Here is a 23,152-nt window from a genome sequence, read left to right as displayed (position 1 = left end):
ATCGTCGCCGCCTGCTTCTGGCTCGCGCTGGCGATCGCGGTCCGGGTGCTGGGGCGTACGACGTGGGAGCTCTCCGTCAGCGACCTGTCGGAGCTCCTCGGCCGGATGCCGGTGCCCCTGCTCGACGCCGTCCGCGCGACCTTCGCGGGCATCGCCGGGATCGCGGTGCTCGTCCTGCTCGTCGGGGTCCTCGTCCGGCGGCGGTGGGTCGGGGCGTGGAGCGCGGCGCTCGCGGCCGTCCTCGCCGCCGGGGTGGCGGCGATCTGCGTGGTCGCGGGGCTGCTGGTCGTCGACGAGACCGCGGCCCGCACGGCCGTCGGGATCGTCCTCGACCCGCGCCTCGTCGCCGCGGCGGCCGGCGCGCTGACGGTCGCGCGGCCGTGGCTCCCGCGGCGCTGGCGCTGGGCCTGCCCGACGCTCCTCGTCCTGTACGTCCCGGTGCTCCTCATCGCGGGTGGCACGGAGCTCGCGTCGCTGCTGGTCGAGCTCGCGATCGGCAACCTCGTGGGGGCCGTGGTGCTGCTGGCCGTGCGGTCGCCGTCGTGCCTGCTGCCGCTCGACGCTGTGCTCGACGAGCTCGCGAGCCGCGGGCTCGAGGTCCGCTCGGTCCGACTGGAGCCGCCGGCGCGGGGGCCGTTCGTCGCGCAGGTCGAGCTCGCCCGGGACGAGTGGAGCGGCACCGGGACCGCCCACCGGCTGCGGCTCGAGGTGCTCAGCGACGACGACCGCACAGCCGACGCGCTCGCCCGGCTGCGCCGCGTCCTCACGCTCCGGCGGCCGGGCGACGCGGCGCCGTTCCCGTCGCTGCGCCGCGCCGTCGAGCACGAGGCCCTCGTCTCGCTCGCGGCGGAGCGCGCGGGCGTGGTCACGCCGGGCCGGATGCTGGTCGGCCAGCCGACGAACGGCTGGATGATGCTCGGCACCACCGAGCCCGTCGGGACGCCGCTGACGGCGCTGTTCCCGGACGCGACGGAGCGGAAGAGGCGGCCGGCCCCCGCGGCCGCCGATCCCGCGGCTCCGGACGTGGCGGACCTCCTCGACCAGCTCTGGGACGACCTCGCCACCCTGCGCCGTGCCCGGGTCGCGCACCGCGCGGTGCGTCCCGCCGCCCTGGCGGTGCGCGACGACGGCCGGCTCGTGCTCATGGACTTCCGCTCCGGCCAGATCGCCGCGCCCGACGTGCAGCTCGACCTCGACCTCGCCCAGGGGCTCTACACGGCGGCGCTCGTCGCGGGGGCCGAGACGGCCGTGCGCACGGCCGTCGCGCGGCTCGGGCCCGACCTCGTCGTGCACGGCGCCCGCGGGCTGGGCCCGGTCGTCGTGCCGCGCGAGGCCCGTGGCCCGCGGCACGCGCGTGACGCCCTCATCGAGGACGTGCGTCTCGAGGTCGAGCGGCAGTGCGACGTGCAGGCCGTGCAGACCTACCAGCTCTCACGGTTCAGCCGCCGCCAGCTCGTCCAGCTCGTGCTGCTCGTCGGCCTCACGTACGTGGCGCTGCCGCTCGTCGGGCAGCTTCCCCGCACCGTCGACGCCGTCCGCACCGCGGACCCGGTGTGGGCGGTCCTCGCCCTCGTGATCGCGGCCCTCGGCCCGGTCGCCGCCGCCCTGTCCCTGCGCTCCTGCACGACGGTGCAGCTCCCGCGGGGCCGGACGGTCGCCGTGCAGGTGGCGACCTCGTTCGTCGGCACGTCGACGCCCGCGAGCGTCGGGTCGCTGGCCCTCAACGCGCGCTACCTGACGCAGACGGGCGGGCTGCCGTTCGCCGCGGCGTCGGGCGTCATCGCGCTGCAGAGCGTGGTGCAGGTCGTCACGCACGTGGGCCTCCTCGCGGTCCTCGCGGTGATCGCGGGCAAGACGCTCGACCTCTCGCACCTCGTGCCCGGGAAGTCCCTGGTGCTCCTCGTGATCGCACTGCTGCTCGCCGTCGTGGGGGTCGTGCTGTCGGTGCCGCGCCTGCGTCGCACGGTGCTCGCGCAGGCCCGGCTGCGGCTCCGCGAGGTGGTCTCCGAGCTCGGCGCGCTCGCGCGCCGGCCGGGGAGGCTCGCGCTCGCGGTCGTCGGGTCGTGCGGCGTGACGCTCGCGTCGGCCGCGGCACTGTGGGCGTGCCTCCTGGCGTTCGGCGGCGGGAGCGAGTTCGTGGCGGCCGCGTTCGTGACGATGGTGGGAGCGACCCTCGCGACCGCGGCGCCGACCCCCGGCGGCGTCGGCGCGGTGGAGGCGGCGCTCATCGGCGGGCTCGCCGCGTTCGGCGTGCCGTCCGAGGTCGCCGTGCCCACGGCGTTCTTCTACCGGCTGCTGACCTGCTGGCTGCCCGTCCTCGCCGGCTGGTTCGTGCTGCGTTGGCTGCAGCGCCGCCGCTACGTCTGACGGCCGCACGACTCCGACCGGCCACGCCCCCGACCGGCCACGCCCCCGACTCGCGCAAACATCGAGCACGGTTCGGTCACGTTCGCGCTCACCTGATCGACAATCGATCAGGATCGCGTACGGTGGTCGCGACGAGGCGATGGAGCGTCGCCGGCGAGTGGAACGGGGAGCGGGTCGTGCACGCATTCGAACGTCGGCAGGCGATCGTCGAGCAGGTGCGGAGCCGCGGGCTCGCCTCCCTGCGGGAGCTCGCGTCCGCCGTCGACGCGTCCGAGGTGACCATCCGACGGGACGTGCGGATCCTCGAGCAGGAGGGCGTGATCGATCGCCGGCGCGGCGGCGCGGCCTGGCCGGGCGGTCTCACGCACGAGCAGACCTACCAGCAGAAGAGCCAGGTAGCGGCCGCCGAGAAGGCGGCGATCGCGGCGGTGGCCGCCGATCTCGTGTCCGAGGGGGACGCCGTCGTCCTGGGCGCGGGGACCACGACCCGTGAGCTGGCCCGCACGCTCGGGCGGTTCCAGGACCTCACCGTCGTGACGAACTCCGTGCTCGTCGCCGAGGAGCTCGCGCGGACGTGGGTGGAGGTCGTGATGACCGGCGGGACCCTCCGTGGCTCGACGTTCGCCCTGGTGGGCAGCGCCGCGGAGGCGTCGCTGCACGGGATCCGCGTGCGGCGGGCGTTCCTGTCGGGGAACGGCCTCACCGTCTCGCGCGGGCTCTCGACCCCCAACGCGCAGTCGGCCAGCATCGACCGCGCGATCGTCGCTGCGGCGCAGGAGGTGGTCGTGCTCGCCGACCACACCAAGCTCGGCGTGGACACGATGATGCAGACCGTGCCGGTCGACGCGATCACGCACCTCGTGACGGACGGCAACGCCGACCCCGGACTACTCGCGCAGCTCCGCCAGCTCGGCGTCGAGGTCCACGTGGCGCCGCTCGACGAGGCGAGCTGACCGAATCATCGATCACGGTTTGGTCACGAACGTGACGCGTTGGCGATCGATCATTGCTTGCTTCTGATCGGTAGGTGTTCAATGTGGAAGTTGCACCTCCCAGCGCGAAGACGCGCGAACCATCGAGATCAAAGGAGACATGATGGCTCTCACCTCCAAGCGGCGGACAGCATCCGTCGTCGTGGTCGCCGGCACGGCCCTCGCCCTCGCGCTCACCGGGTGCTCCAAGAGCGCGGACGACGGCGGCGGCAGCTCGCCCACCGGCGGCGACGCCGGCAACACCGCCGCGGCCCAGCAGGTGCAGTCGACCGGCTCGTCCGGCGACAGCTGCACGTACACCACCTACGGCGCCGACAAGGTGGACCTCAAGGGCGTGACGGTCGGGTTCTCGCAGTCGGAGTCCACGAGCAACCCGTTCCGCGCGACCGAGACCCAGTCGATCACCGACGAGGCGAAGCGACTCGGCGTCAAGCTGATCCAGCGCAACGCGAACGCGAACGTGCAGCAGCAGAACACCGACATCCAGGACATGATCGCGCAGGGCGCGAAGGTCCTCATCGTGGCCCCCGAGAACTCGGACGGCCTGGCGCCGGCCTTCGCCCAGGCCAAGGCCAAGAAGATCCCGGTCCTCACGATCGACCGCACGGTCAACGGCTCGGCGTGCAGCGACTTCATCGGGTTCATCGGCTCCGACTTCGCGGGCCAGGCCAAGATCGCGGCGCAGGACATGGCCAAGGCCCTGCCCGACGGCGGCAACATCGCGATCCTCCAGGGCACGTCGGGGAACAACGTCGCCCAGGCGCGCACGGACGGCTTCACCAAGGAGGTCGCGGCGTCGTCGCCGAACCTCAAGGTCGTCGCGTCGCAGACGGCGAACTTCGACCAGGCCACGGGCCAGAAGGTCATGGAGCAGATCCTCCAGTCCAACCCGGACATCAAGGGGGTCTACGCGGAGAACGACACGATGGCCCTCGGCGCCATCCAGGCCATCAAGGCCGCCGGCAAGACGCCCGGCAAGGACATCCAGGTGATCGGCATCGACGGCACCGAGGACGCGGTCAAGAACGTCGCGTCCGGCGTCATGTTCTCCGACGTCGAGACCAACCCCCGGTTCGGGCCGCTCGCCTTCCAGGCGCTGACCGAGTTCTACGGCGACACGGGCACGCCGACGAACGTCATCATCGCGGACCACCACTTCACCAAGGACAACGCCCAGGAGGCGCTCGACAACGGCGACGTCTACTGACGCCCGGTCACGCCGAGGGGGCCGCCGGCCGCACGGGCAACCGTGCGGCCGGGTGGCACCGGCCCTCGAGTACGACGACGTACCCGAACCGCTGAGAAAGGCCCTTCACCGATGGTCCAACCACAGGGCGCGCAGCCGGTGGCCGCAGAGCCGACCGCCGCGCCACCGGGCGGTCCCGCCGCCCCCGCTCCCGTGCTCGAGGTCACGGGGGTGCAGAAGTCGTTCACGGGCGTGCACGCGCTCCGCGGCGTCGACTTCGCGGTGCGCCCGGGGGAGGTGCATGCGCTGATCGGCGAAAACGGCGCCGGCAAGTCGACGCTGATCAAGGTCATGACCGGGGTGTACGAGCCGGACGAGGGCGAGGTCCGCCTCCGCGGGGAGCAGGTCGCGTTCGCGAGCCCGCTCGCCGCCCAGGAGGCGGGGATCTCCACGATCTACCAGGAGGTCAACCTCGTCCCGATGATGAGCGTCGCTCGGAACCTGTTCCTCGGGCGCGAGCCGCGGCGGTACGGGTTGATCGACTCGACGCGGATGAAGCGCGAGGCGCGGGAGATCCTGCGCGAGTACGGGGTGCACGTGAACCCGTCGCGGCCGTTGCGGTCGCTCGGGCTGGGCGCGCAGCAGATGGTGGCGATCGCGCGGGCGGTGCAGCTCGACGCCCGCGTCGTCATCATGGACGAGCCGACGTCCTCGCTCGAGGCCCGCGAGGTCGAGACGCTGTTCGGCGTGATCCGCCGGCTGCGGGACGGCGGCATCGGCATCGTGTACGTGAGCCACCGGCTCGACGAGCTGTACCAGGTCTGCGACCGCGTCACGGTGATGCGGGACGGCGCCGTCGTGCGGGTCGACGACATCTCCGCCGTCGACCGCATCACCCTGGTCTCGCTCATGCTGGGCCGGGAGATCGGCGAGGTCCGCAAGCACGGCGCCACCGGGTTCGCGGACGAGGGCCACGAGGTGCGCGGCGCGCCGGTGGTCTCGGCGCGCGACCTGCAGCGGCGCCACCAGCTCGACGGCGTCTCCGTGGACGTGCGACCGGGCGAGGTCGTCGGTCTCGGCGGGCTGCTCGGGTCGGGCCGCAGCGAGACCGCCAAGGCGATCATGGGCGCCCTCCCTCTCGACGGCGGCACCGTCGAGGTCGGCGGGAGGACCACCCGCCGGACGGTCGCGGCCTCGATCCGGGCGGGCGTCGTCATGCTCCCCGAGGACCGGAAGCTCGAGGGCATCGTGCCGAGCCTGTCCGTGCGGGAGAACATCGTCCTCGCCGCGCTGCCGCGGATCACGCGCGCCGGCCTGGTCGACCGCGCGAAGCAGGACGAGATCGTCGACTACTTCATGAAGCGCCTGCGCATCAAGGCATCGAGCCCCGACCAGCGGGTGTCGGAGCTGTCGGGCGGGAACCAGCAGAAGGTCCTGCTCGCGCGCTGCCTGTGTCTCGACCCGAAGGCGCTCCTGCTGGACGAGCCCACGCGCGGCATCGACGTGGGCGCCAAGGCCGAGGTGCAGGGCGTCATCAACGAGCTCGCGGAGCAGGGGCTCGGGGTGCTGCTCATCTCGTCCGAGCTCGACGAGCTCATCGAGGGCTCCGACCGCGTGGTCGTGCTGAAGGACGGCCGCGTCGTCGGCGAGCTGACGGGCGGCGACGTCACCCAGGACACGCTCATGACCACGCTCGCGGAGGCACCGCCCGAGCCCGACCTGGCCGAGCCCGAGCCCGCCCGGACCGAGGAGGAGACCCATGACTGACGTCGCCGTCCGGCCGGCGCCGGCCGCGCTCGACCGCCACCGCGTCGTCGCGTGGCTGCAGGACTACGGGGTGTACGCGGCGATCGTCGTGCTGATCGTCGTCAACACCGCGATCGAGCCGTCGTTCTTCTCCCTGGACAACTTCCGGGTCCAGGCCTTCCAGGTCGTCCCCGTGCTGATCGTCGCGCTGGGCATGGCTCTCGTGATCACGACCGAGGGCATCGACCTGTCGGTGGGCGCGGTGGTCGCGCTGTCGTCGGCCGTGATCCCGCTGTACCTGGGGTACGGGGCGTGGCTCTCGATCGTCGTCGCCCTGGTCGCGGGCTGCGTCTCCGGCCTGCTCGCGGGCCTCATGGTCGCGGTGGCGAACGTCCAGCCGATCATCGCGACCCTGGCGCTCATGATCGGCGTACGCGGGTTCGCGGTCATCCTCAACGGCGCGAGCGCCAAGGCGGTGACCGACGAGACCATCGGCGCGCTGGGGCTCGACAGCTGGCTCGGCATCCCGCAGGAGGTCTGGCTCGCCGTCGTGCTCGTGCTGGTCGTGGCGTTCGTGGTGCGGCGGACGGCGTTCGGCCGCCGCCTCACCGCGATCGGCGACAACCGGGCCGCGAGCGCGCTCGCCGGGCTGCCCGTCAAGCGGGTCCTCGTGACCGTCTACGTCGTCTCCGGCCTGTTCGCGGCCATCGCGGGCGTGCTGTTCGTCGGGCACGGCGGCTACGCCGACCCGTCGAACTACGGGCTCAACCTGGAGCTCTCCGCGATCACGGCCGTCGTCGTCGGCGGCACCCCGCTCACGGGCGGCCGGATCCGGGTGCTCGGCACGGTCGCCGGAGCGGTCTTCATGCAGCTCGTCACCGCGACCCTGATCCAGAACAACGTCAAGACCTCCTACAGCCAGATGGTCGAGGCCGTCATCATCATCGGCGCCGTGTACGCGGCGCGGGGACGGAGCGGACGATGAGCACACTGAACCCCACGGGCTCGGCCGGCCCGACGACGCCCCGGGTCCCGGACGCCGGCGTGAACGTCGACGTCACGGGCGAGACCCGGCTCGAGCGCATCACGGGGATCGCGCAGCAGCAGGGCGGCCTCGTCTCGCTGGTGATCGTGTTCGTCGCCGCGTGCCTGTTCTCCGACGGGTTCGCCGACTGGGGGAACTTCCAGTCGATCCTCGTCGGCAACGCGTACACGTCGCTCCTCGCGCTGGGCATGACCTTCGTCATCCTGACGGGCGGCATCGACCTCTCCGTCGGCTCGATGTTCGCGCTGGGCGGCGTCCTCGCGGCCTGGGGAGCGGGGCACGGCGGCATCCTCGTCGCGGTCCTGCTGCCGCTCGTCGTGGCCGTCCTGTTCGGGCTGGTCCAGGGCACGCTCATCGCGAGGGCGAGGCTCGCGCCGTTCATCGTGACGCTCGCCGGCATGCTGTTCGCCCGGGGGCTACTGCAGGCGATCTCGGCCGAGGGCACCAACACGTACCTGGTCCCCAAGGGCTCGCCCTTCCTCTGGCTCGGCGACGGCACCTGGCGTCCGATCCTCACGGCGGTCATCCTGTTCGTCCTGGGCGGGATCCTGCTGATGCGGACGCGGTTCGGGCAGGCGCTGTTCGCGATCGGCGGCAGCGAGAACGCGGCGCTGCTCATGGGCCTGCCGGTGGCGCGCACCAAGGTGCTCGTCTACGTGCTGTCGGCGACGGTCGCCGGCGCGGCGGGGATGCTCAACGCGTCCCGCCTGCAGTCGGGCGTCACGAACATCGGCCTCGGCTACGAGCTCACCGCCATCGCGGCCGTGATCATCGGCGGCACGCTGCTGACGGGCGGCGCGGGCTCGATCGTCGGCACCGCCGCCGGTGTCCTGCTCCTCGCCGTGATCCAGAACCTCATCGGCGTGCACCTGTCCCAGTACGGGTCGTCCGCGTCCGACCTCGCCAACGGACTGTTCCTCGCGGTCGTCGTGCTGATCCAGACGACGCTCACCCGGGTGAGGCGCCTGCCCTGACGGCCGCTCGGCCGGCCGGTGCGCTCGTCATCGGCCGGCCCAGCGGTCAGCAGGGATACTCCGCGTGGAGGTCTCCGTCGAACAGTCGCCAGCAGAAGTCGTTCATCCGTGCTGCGGCCGCGGCGTGTCGGGTCAGGACGCCCGCGACGACCTCCGGCACGTCGTCCGGGATCGCGCCGTCGGCACACGCACGCACGAAGGCGTTGCGGACCACGGGTCCACCGGTCTCCGGTACCGGAACCCCGCACACCGTCGTGACCAGCCAGTTCACCAGCCGCATCGCCGCGTAGTCGGCGTCGTGGTCGACGTTGCGGGCGACGAAGGCGCGCTCGGCGTCGGACAGGTCGAACCGCGGCGAGGTGGCCAGGCCGAAGTCCGTGAGACGGATCCGGTCGCCGTCGGCCCGCATGTTGCCGAAGTGCCCGTCCAGGTGGAGCAGCTCGCGACGGCGCAGGAACGCCACCATGTCGAGCAGCTGCCGCTCGACCGACTCGACCGGCACGGCCGGGTCGCCCAGCAGGTCGGTGACCGGGGCGGGGACGTGCTCGAGGAACAGCACGAGGCTCGCGGTCGCCGCGGCCAGCTCGGCGAACCGGGTGCGGACGCCCGGAGCACCGCCGAACTGGGCCACCACGGCGTCGACGTCGAGGTGCTCGGCCGCGACGGGCGGCCGGCCGGGGAGCACCCGCCAGCCGTACAGCAACGGGAAGGCGTCGGACTCTCCGGCGAGCACGCCTGCGGTGACGATCTCGTCGGCCGCGAGCTCGCGCCAGGCCCCGAAACCCGGGCCGGCCAGGGGGTACATGCCGTACTGGCAGTACGTCGGCAGGTCGAACAGGTTCGCCGTGCTCCGCGGACGGGCCAGCTCGCGGTCGGTGATCGGGATCCGCTTGGCGAAGACCGCCACACCGTCGACGTCGATCACGGAGGTACCGCCGCCTGCACCCACGCCGTTGTCGGTGCCGGTGGCGAGCAGCGCGGCGAGCTCGTCGTCGCCACGGGTCGGGAGCGAGGCCGAGATCCGGTGGTGGCGGTCGTGCCGGTCCGTCAACATCCCGGACATCTTGCCAGCGCCGAGCACTTCGCTCAGAACCCGACACGGTCGGTGTTGGGAAGTGTCGTTGATTGCTCGTAACTGTTGCCTTCGTCGGTCAGCGTTGTCAGACTGTGTCTCGTTGGTGAGCGAAACCTGATCGAACAGGCGTCCACCGGCTCAGACACACCTCGCCAAGTTCCGGCTCAACGATGAGAAGAGGTAGGCAGATGTTCGACCCACCCCCCACCCGGGCCACGAGCCGCGGGACCCGGCTGCTGCGCTCCGCGGCCGTCGGCGTCCTCGCGCTCGCCACGGCCGTCACGGTCGTCCCGACGGCGACCGCCGCCACCCACGCCGGTGCCGCCGACGCGCTGGCGTCGGCCGCCGCACCGACGGTCGACCAGACCGGCCGCAGCGGGCTGCGCGCGGACTACTACACGATCACCGACACCAGCACGTTCGCGCTCGACCCGGCCAACCTCAAGGCGTCGGTCCTCGACCCGGACGTCGACGTGAACGACATGATCCCGGTCTACAAGGCGATGACGGGCAAGACCGAGAACGTCGGCGTGCGGTGGTCCGGTTTCGTCACGGCGCAGAAGACGGGCGACTACACGTTCTCGGCCATCGGCGACAACGGCTTCCGCCTGTGGGTCGGCGGCAGCGCCGCGTCCGACCTGCTCATCGACTTCTGGGTCAACCAGTGGGACACGGAGCAGACCGCGACCCACACGGTGCACCTCGAGGCGGGTCAGCCCGTACCGTTCACGTTCGAGCAGTTCCAGGCGACGGGCGGCGCGAACGTCCACCTGCGCTGGGCCTCGACGGACGCCGGGATCGCCAAGGAGGCCGTGCCCGCCTCCGCGTTCACCCCGCCGTCGGACTTCGACCCGTACGACGTCAGCGCCACGATCCCCGCGAAGGGCGACAGCGTCGTCCTGACGTTCCCGGGCGCCGTCGCCGGCACCGCCGACCTCGCGGCGCACCTGCGCGTGCCCGTCGACGGCACGGACTACCCGATCTCCTCCGTCACCGCCAGCGGCAGCACCGTGACGGTCGGCCTCGGCGCGTCGGTCCTCGGCAAGGCGTACGGCCGCGTCGTCTACGACGGCAACGGCTCGCTCACCGCCGGCGGCGAGAAGGTCCCGGGCTTCAACGCGGCGATCGACAACGCGTCGACCTACCAGCTCACGACGAAGTGGGCCAAGGACGTCGACCCGAACCACCCGCTGCCGGAGTACCCGCGCCCGCAGCTGACGCGCGCCGCGTGGCAGAACCTCAACGGCACGTGGGACCTCGAGCCCCTCGCGACGGCCGACACCGCGCCGCCCACCTCGTGGAACGACGCGCAGACCGCCGTCGTCCCGTACCCCATCGAGTCGCGGCTCTCGGGCATCCAGAAGCACTACGACCACTTCGCCTACCACCGGACGTTCACGGTGCCGTCGTCGTGGAAGATCGGCGACAAGCCGAACCAGCAGCGCCTGGAGCTGAACTTCGGCGCCGTCGACTACCAGACCACCGTGTACGTCAACGGCAAGGTCGTCGCGGAGCACACGGGTGGCTACGACGCGTTCACGGCGGACATCACGGACGCGGTGAAGAAGGGCCAGAACGACGTCGTCGTGCGCGTCACCGACACCACCGGGGCCCAGCCCGCGGGCAAGCAGTCGGCGAACCCGTCCGGGATCTTCTACACGGCGTCGTCGGGCATCTGGCAGACCGTGTGGCTGGAGCCCGTCGAGCAGGTCCACGTGGACTCCCTCAAGCTCACCCCGCAGCTCTCCGCGTCCGACGACGGCACCGGAGACTCCGTGCAGGTCACCGCCGACGCGGCGGGCGCCTCGAAGAACGCGTCGGTCATCGTGACGGCGTTCGACGCGAAGGGCAAGAAGGTCGGGGCGACCTCCGGCGCCGCGAACGAGCAGCTGAACCTGCGCATCGCGAACTCGCACCGGTGGACGCCCGACGACCCGTACCTCTACACGCTCAAGGTCCAGCTCCACGACGGGGCCTCCAAGGAGACCGTGGGCAGCTACGTCGGCGTTCGCTCGATCGGCATCAAGAGCATCGACGGCGTGAACCGGATCGTCCTCAACGGCAAGCAGACGTTCCTGCTGTCGACCCTGGACCAGGGCTTCTGGCCCGACGGCGTGTACACCGCGCCGACCGACCAGGCGCTCGCGTGGGACATCCAGACCACCAAGGACCTCGGGTTCAACACGATCCGCAAGCACATCAAGGTCGAGCCGCAGCGCTGGTACTACGACGCCGACAAGATCGGGATGATGGTCTGGCAGGACATGCCGTCCGGCTCGAACAGCAACACCGCCCAGCAGGACGAGTGGAAGTCCGAGCTGAAGCGCGTGATCGACCAGCACATCTCGACGACGTCGATCATCGGCTGGATCCCCTTCAACGAGGGCTGGGGCCAGTGGGGCATCCCGCAGGCCGCGGACGTCGCGGCGTCGATCAAGGCCCAGGACCCGTCGCGCCTCGTCAACACCCGCAGCGGCCAGAACTGCTGCAACATCCCGGGTGACACGCACTCGGGCGACATCATCGACTACCACGACTACACAGGCCCGGGAAACCCGGCGCCCGACGCCACGCGCGCCGCGATCGACGGCGAGCACGGAGGCTTCTCGCTCGCGACGCTCGGGCACATGTGGGCCGGCGGCTCGATCAACCCCTACGGCGAGGTGACGGACTCCAAGAGCCTCACGGACGCCTACGTGGAGAACACGGCGAAGCTCGTCGGGTACGCCCGCGACCACCTGTCCGGCTCCGTCTACACGCAGATCACGGACGTCGAGGGCGAGCTCAACGGGTTCTTCACCTACGACCGCCGCATCTCCAAGATGGACGAGGCGCGCGTGAAGGCCGTCAACCAGGAGGTCCTCGCGGCCGGCGCGGGCGAGCCGGCGGCGAAGGGCCGCGGCGGCGTCGTCGGCGTCGGTGCCTGGAACTTCGACGCGGCGTCGGGCGTGACCGTGCCCGACCAGAGCGGTCGGGCCGGGGCGGCGACGCTCGTCGGGGGCGCGACGCTCACGGACGGCAAGCACGGCAAGGCCGTCGCGCTGGACGGCAAGACCGCCCAGGCGACGGCGTCCGTCCCGAAGCTCGACACGACGCAGAGCTACTCGGTCTCGGCGTGGGTCCGCATGGACGCGCTCCCGACCGCGTACTCGACCGCCGTGGCCGCCAACAGCGTCCAGGCCAGCGGGTCGAGCCCGTTCTTCCTGCAGTACAGCGGGTCGAACAACACGCAGCAGGGGTTCGCGTTCAGCTTCCCCAACGGGCCGCGCGCGATCGCTTCGAACGTCAAGGTCCAGGTGGGGCAGTGGTACCACGTGGTCGGCGTCCGTGACGCCGACGCCGGGACCATCGCCGTCTACGTGAACGGCGCCCTGCAGAGCACGCAGCCCACCACCGAGACGCACGCGACCAGCGGCACCGTCTCCATCGGCCGGGCGCAGTGGCAGGGCAACGACGTCGACTTCCTCCAGGGAGCCGTCGACGACGTGCACGTGTTCGACCGGGCCCTGACCGCGACGGACGTGGCCACGCTCGCGAAGTAGCGCATCCAGCACGACGCGGGCGCCGCCTCCGTCTCCCCGAGGGGACCTGGGGGCGGCGCTCGCCTTTCCGCTCGACGAGGAGACGAGGTACCCATGTCCCATCCCACCCACCGCACGAGAGCGGGTGGCGCCACCGGGTGGCTGCGCGCGGCCGCCGTCGGCGCCGTGGCACTGGCCGCCGCGGTCTCGCTCGCGCCCACGACGGCGTCCGCCGCCCAGCCCTCCGACGCTGGGGCGGCACGCAGCGGGCTGCGCGCCGACTACTACACGATCACCGACACGAGCACGTTCGCGCTCGACGACGCCAACCTCAAGGCGTCGCTGGTGGATCCCGACGTCGACGTCGACGACATGATCCCGACGTACAAGGCGATCCTCGGCCAGCCCGACGAGGTGGGGGTGCGCTGGTCGGGCTTCGTGACGGCGCCCAAGACGGGCGACTACACGTTCTCCGCGATCGGCGACAACGGGTTCCGCCTGTGGGTCGGCGGCTCGTCGACGTCGGACGAGCTGATCGACTGGTGGCTCAACCAGTGGGACCAGGAGCAGACCGCGACGAAGGCGGTGCACCTGGTGGCGGGTCAGCCCGTGCCGTTCACGTTCGAGCAGTTCCAGGCGACCGGCGGTGCGAACGTCCACCTGCGCTGGCAGTCCGACGACGCCGGCGTGGCCAAGGAGGCCGTCCCGGCATCCGCGTTCACGCTGCCGGAGGACTTCACGCCCTACGGCGTCGAGGCGACGATCCCCGCTGACGGGAAGAGCGTCGACCTCACCCTGCCCGGGGCGGTGGCCGGCACCGCGGACCTCGCGAAGCACGTGCGGGTGGCGGTAGGCGACACCGACTACCCGGTGAGCGGCGTCAGCGCCGGCGCGACGTCGTCCGACGTCCGGGTGACGCTGGGGGCGCGCGTGCCGCGTGACGTCTCCGCGATCGTTGTCTACGACGGCGCGGCCGGCGTGACTGCGGGTGGCGACCCGGTGCCGTCGTTCGCGAGCCGGGTGACGAACGACTCGACCTTCCTGATCACCACGAAGTGGGCCAAGGACGTCGACCCGGACCACCCGCTGCCGGAGTACCCGCGCCCGCAGCTGACGCGCGACGCGTGGCAGAACCTCAACGGGAAGTGGGACTTCGAGCCGTTGGCGGCGGCGGACACCGCGCCGCCCACCTCGTGGAACGACGCGCAGACCGCCGTCGTCCCGTACCCCATCGAGTCGCAGCTGTCCGGGATCCAGAAGCACTACGACCACGTCGCGTACCACCGGACGTTCACGGTGCCGTCGTCGTGGAAGATCGGCGACAAGCCGAACCAGCAGCGCCTGGAGCTGAACCTCGGTGCGGTGGACTACCAGGCCACCGTCTACGTGAACGGCAAGGTCGTCGCGGAGCACACGGGTGGCTACGACGCGTTCACGGCGGACATCACGGACGCGGTGAAGAAGGGCACGAACGACGTCGTCGTGCGCGTCACCGACACCACGGGAGACCAGCCGATCGGCAAGCAGAACGCACACCCGACCGGGCTGTCGTACACCGCGTCGTCGGGCATCTGGCAGACCGTGTGGCTGGAGCCCGTCGAGCAGGTGCACGTGGACTCGCTCCAGCTCACCCCGCAGCTCTCCGCGTCCGACGACGGCACCGGAGACTCCGTGCAGGTCACCGCCGACGCGGCGGGGGCGTCGAAGAACGCGTCGGTCGTCGTGACGGCGTACGACGAGAAGGGCAAGAAGGTCGGGACGGTCAGCGGCGCCGCGAACGAGCGGCTGAACCTGGCGATCACGAGCTCGCACCGCTGGACGCCCGACGACCCGTACCTGTACACGATCAAGGCGCAGCTGCACGACGGGCCGTCGAAGGACACGGTCGGGAGCTACGTGGGCGTCCGGTCGATCGGCATCCAGAAGATCGACGGCGTGAACAAGATCGTCCTCAACGGCAAGGAGACGTTCCTCCTCGCGACGCTCGACCAGGGCTTCTGGCCCGACGGCGTCTACACGGCGCCCACGGAGGAGGCGCTGAACTGGGACATCCAGACCACCAAGGACCTCGGGTTCAACACGATCCGCAAGCACATCAAGGTCGAGCCGCAGCGCTGGTACTACGACGCGGCCAAGGACGGGATGATGGTCTGGCAGGACATGCCGTCGTCGAGCAACCGCGACGCAGCCCAGCAGGACGAGTGGAAGTCCGAGCTGCGGCGCATGATCGACCAGCACGACTCGGCCACGGCGATCATCGGCTGGATCCCCTTCAACGAGGGCTGGGGCGAGTGGAGCCAGGACGGCGCCGCGGACGTCGCGAAGTCGATCAAGGCCCAGGACCCGACGCGGCTCGTGGACACCCGCAGCGGCCAGAACTGCTGCGACATGCCCGGCGACAACGGCTCGGGCGACATCATCGACTGGCACACGTACGCCGGTCCCGCCACGCCGACGCCGGACGCGACGCGCGCCGCGATCGACGGCGAGCACGGCGGCCTGTCGATGACGGTCCTCGGGCACATCTGGTCGACGTCCGTCAGTCCTTATCAGGCATTCGGGTCGACGTCGGAGCTCACCGACGCCTACGTCCAGAACACGGCCGCGCTCGTGGGGCTGGCGCGTGGCGGTCTCTCTGGCTCCGTCTACACGCAGATCACCGACATCGAGGGCGAGACCAACGGGTTCTACACCTACGACCGCGAGGTCGCGAAGATGCAGAACGCCCGGGTCCGTGCGGCCAACGAGGCGGTCATCGCGGCCGGCTCGGGGCAGTAGTCGTCGGAGGCCCGCCCCCGAGGTAGCGCCTTTCGCCCGAGGTAGCGCGGACTCCGTGCGACCTCGGGCGAAACGCGCTACGTGGCCGCCCGGGAGCGGCTCAGGCCGTCACGACGACCTTGCCCACGTGCTCGCCGGAGGCGAGCCGGGCGAACCCGTCGGCGACGCGCGCCAGGGTGTGCGTCGAGTCGATGCGCGGCCGCACGCCGGTCCGGGCGACGAACGCGAGCAGCGACTCCAGGTCGGTGCGCGTCCCCATCGTCACGCCCTGGACCCGGAGCTCGGTGAAGAAGATGCGGCTCAGCTCGGCGGCGTCGGGGTCGCCCGTGGTCGCGCCGGCGGTCACGAGCGTGCCGCCGGGGCGGAGCGACCGCACCGAGTGCGACCAGGTCGCCCGCCCGACGGTCTCCACGACGGCGTCGACCCGTCCTGGCAGCCGCTCGCCGGACTCGAAGGCCGCGGCCGCGCCGAGCCGGAGCGCCTCGGAGCGCTTCGCCTCCGACCGGGACGTCGCCCACATCTCCAGGCCGGCGGCCGCGCCGAGCGCGATCGCCGCCGTCGCGACGCCGCCGCCCGCGCCCTGGACGAGCACGCGGTCGCCGGGGACCACGCGCGCCGCCCGGAAGAGCATCGAGTACGCGGTGAGCCACGCCGTCGGCAGGCACGCGGCGTCCTCCGCGGAGAGACCCTCGGGGAGCGGGACGAGGTTCGCCGTGGGCACCGCGACGCGCTCCGCGAGCGTGCCGGGGAAGCGCTCGGACAGCAGCGAGCGCCGGTCCCCGGCCTCGGGTCCGGTCGCCTGCCCGTCGCCCCACACGACCCCGTGCACGACGACGTCCCGCCCGTCGGGCGTGCGTCCCACGGCGTCGGTGCCCAGGATCATCGGGAGCTGCTCGGCGCGGAGGCCCACGCCGCGGAGCGACCAGAGGTCGTGCTGGTTGAGGCTCGCGGCGCGCAGGTCGAGCGTGGTCCAGAAGGGCGCGGCGTCCGACGGGGGAGCGGGTTCCGGTCGATCGCCGACCTCGAGAGCGGTCAGCGGGTCGTCGGGGGAGAAGCGGGCGGCGTAGGCGGCGAGCATGGACCCACGCTACGCACGCGGGCAGCCGGGTCGCGGTCAGGCCCACCATGCGAAGTGGGCGGCGCCCTCGGCATCCGGTTCGATGATCTCCCAGGCCTCCGCGATCCGGTCCCGCTCGAACCGCCACACGTCGACGACGGTGATCGACCGGTCCCGGGCCGGGAGCCGCCGTCGGGAGTGCATCACGACGTGGCGATCGTCGGCCACGAGGTGGTCGATCTCGACCTCCATGCCGGCGAGCGGAACCATCGCGCTTCGGACGGCGTCGAGCCAGACCTCCTTGGACCTGTCCCCGTCGGGCCGGTGGTGGACGAAGTCGTCGGTCAAGGCGCTCGCCAGCACGTCCACGTCGCCCGCCGCGACGAGAGCTGCGAGCGCACGCTCGACGGTGGTCTTGTTCCGGTCTGCTTCGGTCGGGGCGACGTTCTCCATGAGGGACATGGAGCGAGCATGTTCGCAAGCGTGCACGATGTCGATGAACCCGGAGTTCATGGCGCCACGTGGGTCGTCGCCCTACGGTCATCGGTATGCAGACCGTCGGAGCGGGTATGCAGACCGTCGGAGCGTTGCTGCGCGAGTGGCGTCGGAGGCGTGGCCTCAGCCAGCTCGACCTCGCGATCGCCGCCGACGTGTCGGCGCGGCACGTCAGCCTGGTCGAGACGGGGCGGTCCCGCCCGACGGCCGACATGGTCCTCCGGCTCGCGGATCGGCTCGACGTGCCGCTACGGGATCGCAACCGGCTTCTCCTCGCGGCCGGTTTCGCGCCCCGGTTCGCGGAACGCTCCCTCGGGGCCGCCGCGCTCGCCGCGGCCCAGGGCGCCGTGCGACGCGTGCTCGAGTCGCACGAGCCCTACCCGGCGGTGGTCCTCGACCGGCGGTGGAACGTGCTGGAGGTTGGTCGCGGGATGCGGCCGTTCCTCGCCGGCGTCGCGCCCGACCTCCTCCAGCCCGTGCCCAACCTGGTCCGGCTGGCGCTCGACCCACGCGGGCTCGCGCCGCTCGTCGCGAACCTGGCGGACGTGCGGAGCGTCTTCCGTGCGCGCATCCTCCGGCAGCTCGCCGCCGCCCCCGACGCCGAGCTGACCGCGCTGTACGACGAGCTGCTCGGCCCAAGCCCGGACGACGACGGCCGATCGCGTCCGCAGGAGGGCGACGTGGTGCTGTCCATGGTCGTCCGCTACGGCGGCCGGGAGCTGCGCCTGTTCTCGACGATGACGACGTTCACCACGCCCCTGGACGTCACGCTCGACGAGCTCGTGGTCGAGTCCTACTACCCGGCCGACTCGACCACGGCCGAGTTCCTGGCCGGGGTCGGGGCGGCCCCCATGCACGGGGTGGCGCGGGGCTGACGGCCGGCCGGCAGGCCCCCCGGGGGGTCACGCGGGTCCGTCGGACGACCGCCTCGGCGCGGCGGCGCCGTCGGGCGCGGGCGCGTGCACCAGCTTGAGCCCGACGGCGCAGCCGACGATCCCGGCGAGGAAGAGGACCTTGAGCACGGACGCCGACTCCTCGCCCGTGACCATCGCCCACGTGACGGTGAGGGCGGCGCCGAGGCCGGTCCAGATGGCGTAGGCCGTGCCGATCGGGATCTGCCGGGCGGCGTAGCCGAGGCCCAGCATGCTCAGGGTCAGGGCCACGAGGAAGACGACGGTGTCGCCCGCGTTCGTGAAACCGTCGCTCGCGTGGAGCGCGGTCGCCCACACGGCCTCCAGGCAGGCGCTCACCAGCAGCACCGGCCAGGCGGCGCCCGTCGTGGTCTTCTCGCTCATCTCAGCTCACCACCTTCAGTCCGACGACGCAGCCCACCAGCCCCGCGAGCAGCAGGCCCTGGGCGACGGAGAGCTTCTCCTCGCCGCGCACCACCGCGAGCAGGACCGTGAGGACCGCCCCGATGCCGACCCACACGGCGTACGCGGTGCCGACGGGGATGGTCTGCATCGCGTGCGCCAGGCCCCACATGCTCAGGGCTATGGTCACGAGGAAGATCGCCGTCGGCACGGGGCGCCTGAACCCTCGCGACGCACTCAGTGCGGTGGCCCAGGCCGCCTCCATCACACCGGCGGCGACCAGGATCGCCCAGTCCACGGCACTCACCTCTCGTTCGTCGGACACTCGAATTCGCACGACTGTGCGAGTTCCTTTGTACCACGTTTCGCACGACTGTGCGAACATGAGGGAGTGCCACGACGAGTCGACCGTGAAGCGCGTCAGCGCCAGGTGTCCGAGGCCGCCTGGCGGGTCCTGCTGCGCGACGGGCTGGAAGGGCTGTCCGTGCGCAACGTCGCCGCCGAGGCGGGCCTGCCGCAGAGCTCCCTGCGGTACACCTTCCCCACGGTGGCCAGCGTGCGCGAGCGGGCGCTCGGGCTCGTGTCCGAGCGGCTTCGCGCCCGCGTCGACGCCCTCGACCCCGCGGCGCCCGGCCGGGCGCGCGCGCTCCTGCTGGAGCTCCTGCCGCTCGACGCCGAACGCCGCGTCGAGATGGAGGTCTACCTCGCCCTCGGCACCGCCGCGATGACCGACCCCACGCTGCGCGAGGCGCACCGGGCCGCCCAGGAGGGCGTGCGCCGGGTGTGCGAGGAGGCGCTCGACGCGCTCCCGCCCGCGCCCCGCCGGGCCGACGGCCGCGGGAGCCTCGAGGTGAGCGACGTGCACGCGCTCGTCGACGGCCTGGCGCTGCACCTCGTGCGCCAGGACCCCGACGCCCCCACCGGGTGGGCCGTCGAGGTCCTGGACGCACATCTCGCCCGGCTGTCCTGAGGGTCAGCTGACCTTGCGCCGGTACACAGCGATCGCGCCCGCGTAGGCGGCCAGGAGGATGCCGACGAGCCAGGCCAGCGCGATCCAGATGTCGTTGCCGGCGGGCTGCTCGGCGAACAGCGCCCGGATCGTGTTGACGATCGAGGTGACCGGCTGGTTCTCGGCGAACCAGGCGACCGGGCCGGGCATCGAGTCGGTCGGGACGAACGCGGAGCTGATGAACGGCAGGAAGATGAGCGGGTAGCTGAACGCGCTCGCGCCTTCGACCGTCTTGGCGGACAGTCCCGCGATCACGGCGATCCAGGTCAGCGCGAGCGTGAACAGGACCAGGATCCCGGCGACCGCGAGCCAGACCGCCACGGACGCCCCGGTGCGGAAGCCCATGATCAGGGCCACGCCCACGACGATCGTGACGGACACCAGGTTCGCGACCAGCGACGTGAGCACGTGCGCCCACAGCACGCTGGAGCGCGCGATCGGCATCGACTGGAAGCGCTCGAAGATGCCGCCCTGCATGTCCAGGAACAGCCGGTAGGCGGTGTAGGCGATGCCGGACGCGATGGTGATGAGCAGGATGCCGGGGAGCATGTAGTTGATGTACGACTCCTCGGACCCGGTGTCGATGGCGCCGCCGAGCACGTAGACGAACAGCAGCATCAGTGCGACGGGCGTGACGGCGGTCGTGATGATCGTGTCGGGGCTGCGCAGGACGTGGCGCAGCGAGCGGCCGGTGAGCGCGCGGGTGTCCGCGAGCACGTACGTCGTCATCGGAGTTCCTTTCCTGCAGGCTGGTTGCTGTCGTCCTCGGCGGCGTCGCCGACGAGCGTGAGGAAGACGTCCTCGAGCGAGGGCTGCTTCTCGACGTACTCGACCTTGGCGGGCGGGAGCAGCTGCTTGAGCTCGGCGAGGGTGCCGCTCTGGATGATCGTGCCGCGGTGCAGGATCGCGATGCGGTCCGCGAGCTGCTCCGCCTCGTCGAGGTACTGGGTGGTCAGCAGGACGGTGGTGCCGCCCTGGGCGAGCTCCTTGACGGTCTGCCACACCTCGTTCCGCGCCTGCGGGTCGAGGCCGGTGGTGGGCTCGTCGAGGAAGATGACCGGCGGGTCGCCGATCAGGCTCATCGCGATGTCGAGCCGCCGCCGCATCCCGCCGGAGTACGTGCCGGCCCGCCGGCTCCCGGCGTCGGTGAGCGAGAACCGGACGAGCAGGTCGTCCGCGACGGCACCCGGGTCCGCGAGGTGGCGGAGCCTGGCGACGAGGACGAGGTTCTCCCGCCCCGAGAGGATCTCGTCGACGGCCGCGAACTGTCCGGTCAGGCTGATCGACCCGCGGACGCGAGCCGGGTCGGCCGCGACGTCGACGCCCTGGACGGTGGCAGTGCCGGCGTCCGCCTTGAGCAGCGTCGACAGGATCCGGACGAGTGTGGTCTTGCCGGCCCCGTTCGAGCCGAGCAGGGCGAAGACGCTCCCGGCCTGGACGTCGAGGTCGACGCCGCGCAGCACGTGGACGTCCTGGAAGGACTTCTCGATGCCCCGCACCCGGATCGCGGGTTCGGGGGACTGGGTGGTGGTCATCTCTGGTCTCCGTCTTCCTGGCGTGCTTCCTGGCGTGCCGGTGGTCCGGCGGGGGGAGTGCGGTGTGGGGCGTCCGGTCACCGGCTCGTGGCCGTGATGTCGCCCTGGGCGGTCGTGGCGCGGATCTCCAGCTCGGGCGTGCCGTCGTTCCTGAGGGCGTTGGAGAGCCGGCCGTAGCCGGTGCCCGCGTCGAGGGACGCGGACACGCCCGGCGCCGCGCCGACCGTGACGTCGCCGAGCTGGGTGCTGAGGGCGAGCGCGCCGCGGACGGCCTCGGCGACGTGGAGGTCGCCACGCGCGGTCGTGATCTCGCCCGGGCCGGTGAGCCGGGCGACCCGGACGTCGCCGTCCTGGGTGCTCAGCTGCACGCTGGACGCCTCGTCCAGCGTGATCGGGCCGTACGAGCCCTCGGCGGTGACGTCGCCGAGGCGGCCGACGCCGCGCAGCTCGGCGCTGCCCGTCACGTGGGCGTCCGAGCCGGCGGGCAGCCCGACCGTGACCTCGACGACGCCCGACGGGCCGAAGAGCTCGTTCGCGGTCGGCGTGGAGACTCGCAGCGTGCCGTCGTGCAGCTCGGCGATGGTCCGCTCGGCGGCCTTGGCGTCGCGGGACCTCGAGGCGTCCGCGGGCCGGACCTCGACCGTCGTGTCCGTGCGGTCCGTCGCGACGAGGCGCACGCGGCCGGCAGGGACGTCGACGACGACGCGGACGGGGGTGGGGGTGGTGAAGGTGTCCATGGCAATCAGCTCCTGGTACGACGTGTGATATTTCCGACGTCGTGAACGCTACGTAGCGTTCACCAAGTCGGCAATAGGGAAGTTGCACTGAATGCGCATTGCCGCAGGTCACGACCGCAAAAGTGTTGCAACCATCTCAACCACAACGCAACAGGGAAGTCCGTCTCGCGTTGCATCCGTGGGTTGCCGGGGGCTAGCGTTGCGCACCGAGCAGCGGAACGGAGGTGGTCGCGGTGCCAGGAGGCAGGCTGACCAGGCAGGAGCGCCAGCGGATCGTGCTGGGCCTCGCGGAGGACCTCTCCTACGCGGAGATCGCCCGACGGCTGGAGCGCCCCACGTCGACCATCACGCGCGAGGTCATGCGCAACGGCGGCCCGCACGCCTACCGCGCGGACCTGGCGCAGCACGCCACGGAGCGCCGTGCCCGACGACGTCGCGCGGCGGGCCCCGGTGCCCCCGCGGCCGCGGCGGGAGCTGCAGCCGGAGACGCGCTGCGCGAGTACGAGGAGACCTTCACCGCACTGTTCATGCAGCAGGGTCTGCCTCAGATCGCCGCCGGCGCGCTGACGTGTCTCTACACGGCCCAGGCGGGCAGTCTCACGGCCGCCGAGCTGGTCGACCGGCTCCACGTCAGCGCATCGTCGGTCTCCAAGGCGATCGCGACCCTCGAGAGTGTCGGCCTCGTGCTGCGTGAGCGGGGGGAGGGCCGGCGCGAGCGGTACGTCGCCGACGGCGACGTCTGGTACCAGTCCGTCGTGGCCGCCGCCCGCGCCAACGTCGAGCTCGCCCGCGTGGCGCGGCAGGGGGTGCGGCTCCTCGGTGCTGACACGCCGGCGGGCAGCCGCCTGGAGAGCATGGCCCGCTTCACCGACTTCGTCGGCGAGAGCATCGCCCGGGCCGCGGAGCAGGCGCGTGAGCTCCTTGCGACGAACGAGAGCCAGCCTGGCGCCTGAGGGCGGAGTGGCCTCGAGGCCCTGGCATAGAGATGTGTCAATATAGATCCATGTCTATGTCGCCGTCGGGGATGTCCCGCGAGATCGTCCTCATCGGTTCCGGGTCGGCCGGCCACACCGCGGCCGTGCACGCGGCGCGGGCCCCCGCCGAGGAGATCGACACCGTCCTCGAGGAGGCCCGCGCGTGAGCGCCGTCCCCACGGCCGCACGGTCGGACGCCACGCGCAGGCTGTCGACGCTCGATCGGTGGCTGCCGCTGTGGATCGGCCTGGCGATGATCGGCGGGCTGCTGGTCGGGCGGTTCATCCCTGGGATCTCGGACGTGCTGGCCTCGATGGAGGTCGGCGGCATCTCGGTCCCGATCGCCCT

General features: G+C 71.9%; 20 protein-coding genes and 1 pseudogene. 13 read left to right on the top strand and 8 right to left on the bottom strand.

Going from position 1 to position 23,152, the window contains the following annotated elements:
- Positions 1-45: 45 nt before the first annotated feature.
- The 6 genes from ACLQ14_RS14790 (at position 46) to ACLQ14_RS14765 (ending at position 8,310) form a co-directional block, all read left to right on the top strand.
- Positions 46-2,367, top strand: a complete 2,322-nt coding sequence (locus ACLQ14_RS14790; protein ID WP_425814331.1) for a lysylphosphatidylglycerol synthase transmembrane domain-containing protein — start codon at positions 46-48, stop codon at positions 2,365-2,367.
- Between the two features lie 176 nt (positions 2,368-2,543).
- Positions 2,544-3,320 carry a DeoR/GlpR family DNA-binding transcription regulator gene (locus tag ACLQ14_RS14785; protein ID WP_425814329.1) on the top strand — a complete coding sequence of 259 codons (777 nt, stop codon included), beginning with the start codon at positions 2,544-2,546 and terminating at the stop codon, positions 3,318-3,320.
- A gap of 142 nt (positions 3,321-3,462) precedes the next feature.
- On the top strand, positions 3,463-4,566 hold the full coding sequence (locus ACLQ14_RS14780) for an ABC transporter substrate-binding protein (RefSeq protein ID WP_425814327.1): 1,104 nt from the start codon (positions 3,463-3,465) through the stop codon (positions 4,564-4,566).
- Between the two features lie 111 nt (positions 4,567-4,677).
- Complete coding sequence (locus ACLQ14_RS14775) at positions 4,678-6,312, top strand: sugar ABC transporter ATP-binding protein (RefSeq protein ID WP_425814325.1); 1,635 nt, start codon at positions 4,678-4,680, stop codon at positions 6,310-6,312.
- Positions 6,305-7,276, top strand: a complete 972-nt coding sequence (locus tag ACLQ14_RS14770) for an ABC transporter permease (protein WP_425814323.1) — start codon at positions 6,305-6,307, stop codon at positions 7,274-7,276. The genes ACLQ14_RS14775 and ACLQ14_RS14770 overlap by 8 nt, the downstream gene beginning before the upstream one ends.
- Positions 7,273-8,310: an ABC transporter permease gene (locus ACLQ14_RS14765; protein WP_425814321.1), complete on the top strand. Its 1,038-nt coding sequence runs from the start codon at positions 7,273-7,275 to the stop codon at positions 8,308-8,310. Before ACLQ14_RS14770 ends, ACLQ14_RS14765 begins: the two co-directional genes overlap by 4 nt.
- A 46-nt stretch (positions 8,311-8,356) precedes the next feature.
- Here the strand turns inward: ACLQ14_RS14765 and ACLQ14_RS14760 are convergent, their stop codons facing one another.
- Complete coding sequence (locus ACLQ14_RS14760; RefSeq protein WP_425814319.1) at positions 8,357-9,364, bottom strand: serine/threonine protein phosphatase; 1,008 nt, start codon at positions 9,362-9,364, stop codon at positions 8,357-8,359.
- A gap of 209 nt (positions 9,365-9,573) precedes the next feature.
- Here ACLQ14_RS14760 and ACLQ14_RS14755 point away from each other — a divergent pair, with 209 nt between their 5' ends.
- Positions 9,574-12,927: a LamG-like jellyroll fold domain-containing protein gene (locus ACLQ14_RS14755; RefSeq protein ID WP_425814317.1), complete on the top strand. Its 3,354-nt coding sequence runs from the start codon at positions 9,574-9,576 to the stop codon at positions 12,925-12,927.
- A 93-nt stretch (positions 12,928-13,020) separates the two neighbouring features.
- Positions 13,021-15,684: a sugar-binding domain-containing protein gene (locus ACLQ14_RS14750; protein WP_425814316.1), complete on the top strand. Its 2,664-nt coding sequence runs from the start codon at positions 13,021-13,023 to the stop codon at positions 15,682-15,684.
- Positions 15,685-15,784: 100 nt separating this feature from the next.
- Here ACLQ14_RS14750 and ACLQ14_RS14745 read toward each other — a convergent pair whose 3' ends face one another.
- On the bottom strand, positions 15,785-16,762 hold the full coding sequence (locus ACLQ14_RS14745) for a zinc-binding dehydrogenase (protein WP_425814315.1): 978 nt from the start codon (positions 16,760-16,762) through the stop codon (positions 15,785-15,787).
- Positions 16,763-16,798: 36 nt separating this feature from the next.
- On the bottom strand, positions 16,799-17,203 hold the full coding sequence (locus tag ACLQ14_RS14740) for a nuclear transport factor 2 family protein (protein ID WP_425814313.1): 405 nt from the start codon (positions 17,201-17,203) through the stop codon (positions 16,799-16,801).
- 86 nt (positions 17,204-17,289) lie between these two features.
- Between ACLQ14_RS14740 and ACLQ14_RS14735 the strand changes: the two genes are divergently transcribed.
- A complete protein-coding gene (locus ACLQ14_RS14735; RefSeq protein WP_425814311.1) occupies positions 17,290-18,111 on the top strand; it encodes a helix-turn-helix domain-containing protein in 822 nt (273 codons plus the stop codon).
- A 27-nt stretch (positions 18,112-18,138) separates the two neighbouring features.
- Here the strand turns inward: ACLQ14_RS14735 and ACLQ14_RS14730 are convergent, their stop codons facing one another.
- Positions 18,139-18,531, bottom strand: a complete 393-nt coding sequence (locus ACLQ14_RS14730; protein ID WP_425814309.1) for a DMT family transporter — start codon at positions 18,529-18,531, stop codon at positions 18,139-18,141.
- Between the two features lies 1 nt (position 18,532).
- A complete protein-coding gene (locus ACLQ14_RS14725; RefSeq protein ID WP_425814307.1) occupies positions 18,533-18,847 on the bottom strand; it encodes a DMT family transporter in 315 nt (104 codons plus the stop codon).
- Positions 18,848-18,940: 93 nt separating this feature from the next.
- On the opposite strand from ACLQ14_RS14725, the gene ACLQ14_RS14720 reads away from it, so the two are divergent.
- Positions 18,941-19,519 carry a TetR/AcrR family transcriptional regulator gene (locus tag ACLQ14_RS14720; RefSeq protein ID WP_425814305.1) on the top strand — a complete coding sequence of 193 codons (579 nt, stop codon included), beginning with the start codon at positions 18,941-18,943 and terminating at the stop codon, positions 19,517-19,519.
- 3 nt (positions 19,520-19,522) lie between these two features.
- Here the strand turns inward: ACLQ14_RS14720 and ACLQ14_RS14715 are convergent, their stop codons facing one another.
- The 3 genes from ACLQ14_RS14715 to ACLQ14_RS14705 all read right to left on the bottom strand — a co-directional run bounded on the left by ACLQ14_RS14715 (position 19,523) and on the right by ACLQ14_RS14705 (position 21,830).
- The gene (locus tag ACLQ14_RS14715) at positions 19,523-20,287 is read right to left on the bottom strand and encodes an ABC transporter permease (RefSeq protein WP_425814303.1); all 765 of its coding nucleotides are present in this window, start codon (positions 20,285-20,287) and stop codon (positions 19,523-19,525) included.
- Positions 20,284-21,093, bottom strand: coding sequence for an ABC transporter ATP-binding protein (locus tag ACLQ14_RS14710; protein WP_425814301.1), 810 nt, complete (start codon positions 21,091-21,093; stop codon positions 20,284-20,286). Before ACLQ14_RS14710 ends, ACLQ14_RS14715 begins: the two co-directional genes overlap by 4 nt.
- Positions 21,094-21,170: 77 nt before the next feature.
- Entirely contained in the window at positions 21,171-21,830 is a 660-nt protein-coding gene (locus tag ACLQ14_RS14705) for a DUF4097 family beta strand repeat-containing protein (protein ID WP_425814299.1), read from the bottom strand.
- 233 nt (positions 21,831-22,063) lie between these two features.
- Between ACLQ14_RS14705 and ACLQ14_RS14700 the strand changes: the two genes are divergently transcribed.
- The 3 genes and pseudogenes from ACLQ14_RS14700 to ACLQ14_RS14690 form a co-directional block, all read left to right on the top strand.
- Positions 22,064-22,783, top strand: coding sequence for a helix-turn-helix domain-containing protein (locus tag ACLQ14_RS14700; protein ID WP_425814297.1), 720 nt, complete (start codon positions 22,064-22,066; stop codon positions 22,781-22,783).
- A 50-nt stretch (positions 22,784-22,833) separates the two neighbouring features.
- Positions 22,834-22,971, top strand: coding sequence for a hypothetical protein (locus tag ACLQ14_RS14695; RefSeq protein WP_425814296.1), 138 nt, complete (start codon positions 22,834-22,836; stop codon positions 22,969-22,971).
- Positions 22,968-23,152: pseudogene (locus ACLQ14_RS14690) on the top strand (ACR3 family arsenite efflux transporter); the annotation flags it as partial. The gene ACLQ14_RS14695 and the pseudogene ACLQ14_RS14690, both read left to right, overlap by 4 nt.

The organism is Luteimicrobium sp. DT211, assembly GCF_049844995.1.
Lineage (GTDB): Bacteria > Actinomycetota > Actinomycetes > Actinomycetales > Cellulomonadaceae > Luteimicrobium.
The sequence above is the reverse complement of the archived record's forward strand: the minus strand, read 5'-3'. Positions and strand labels throughout refer to the sequence as shown.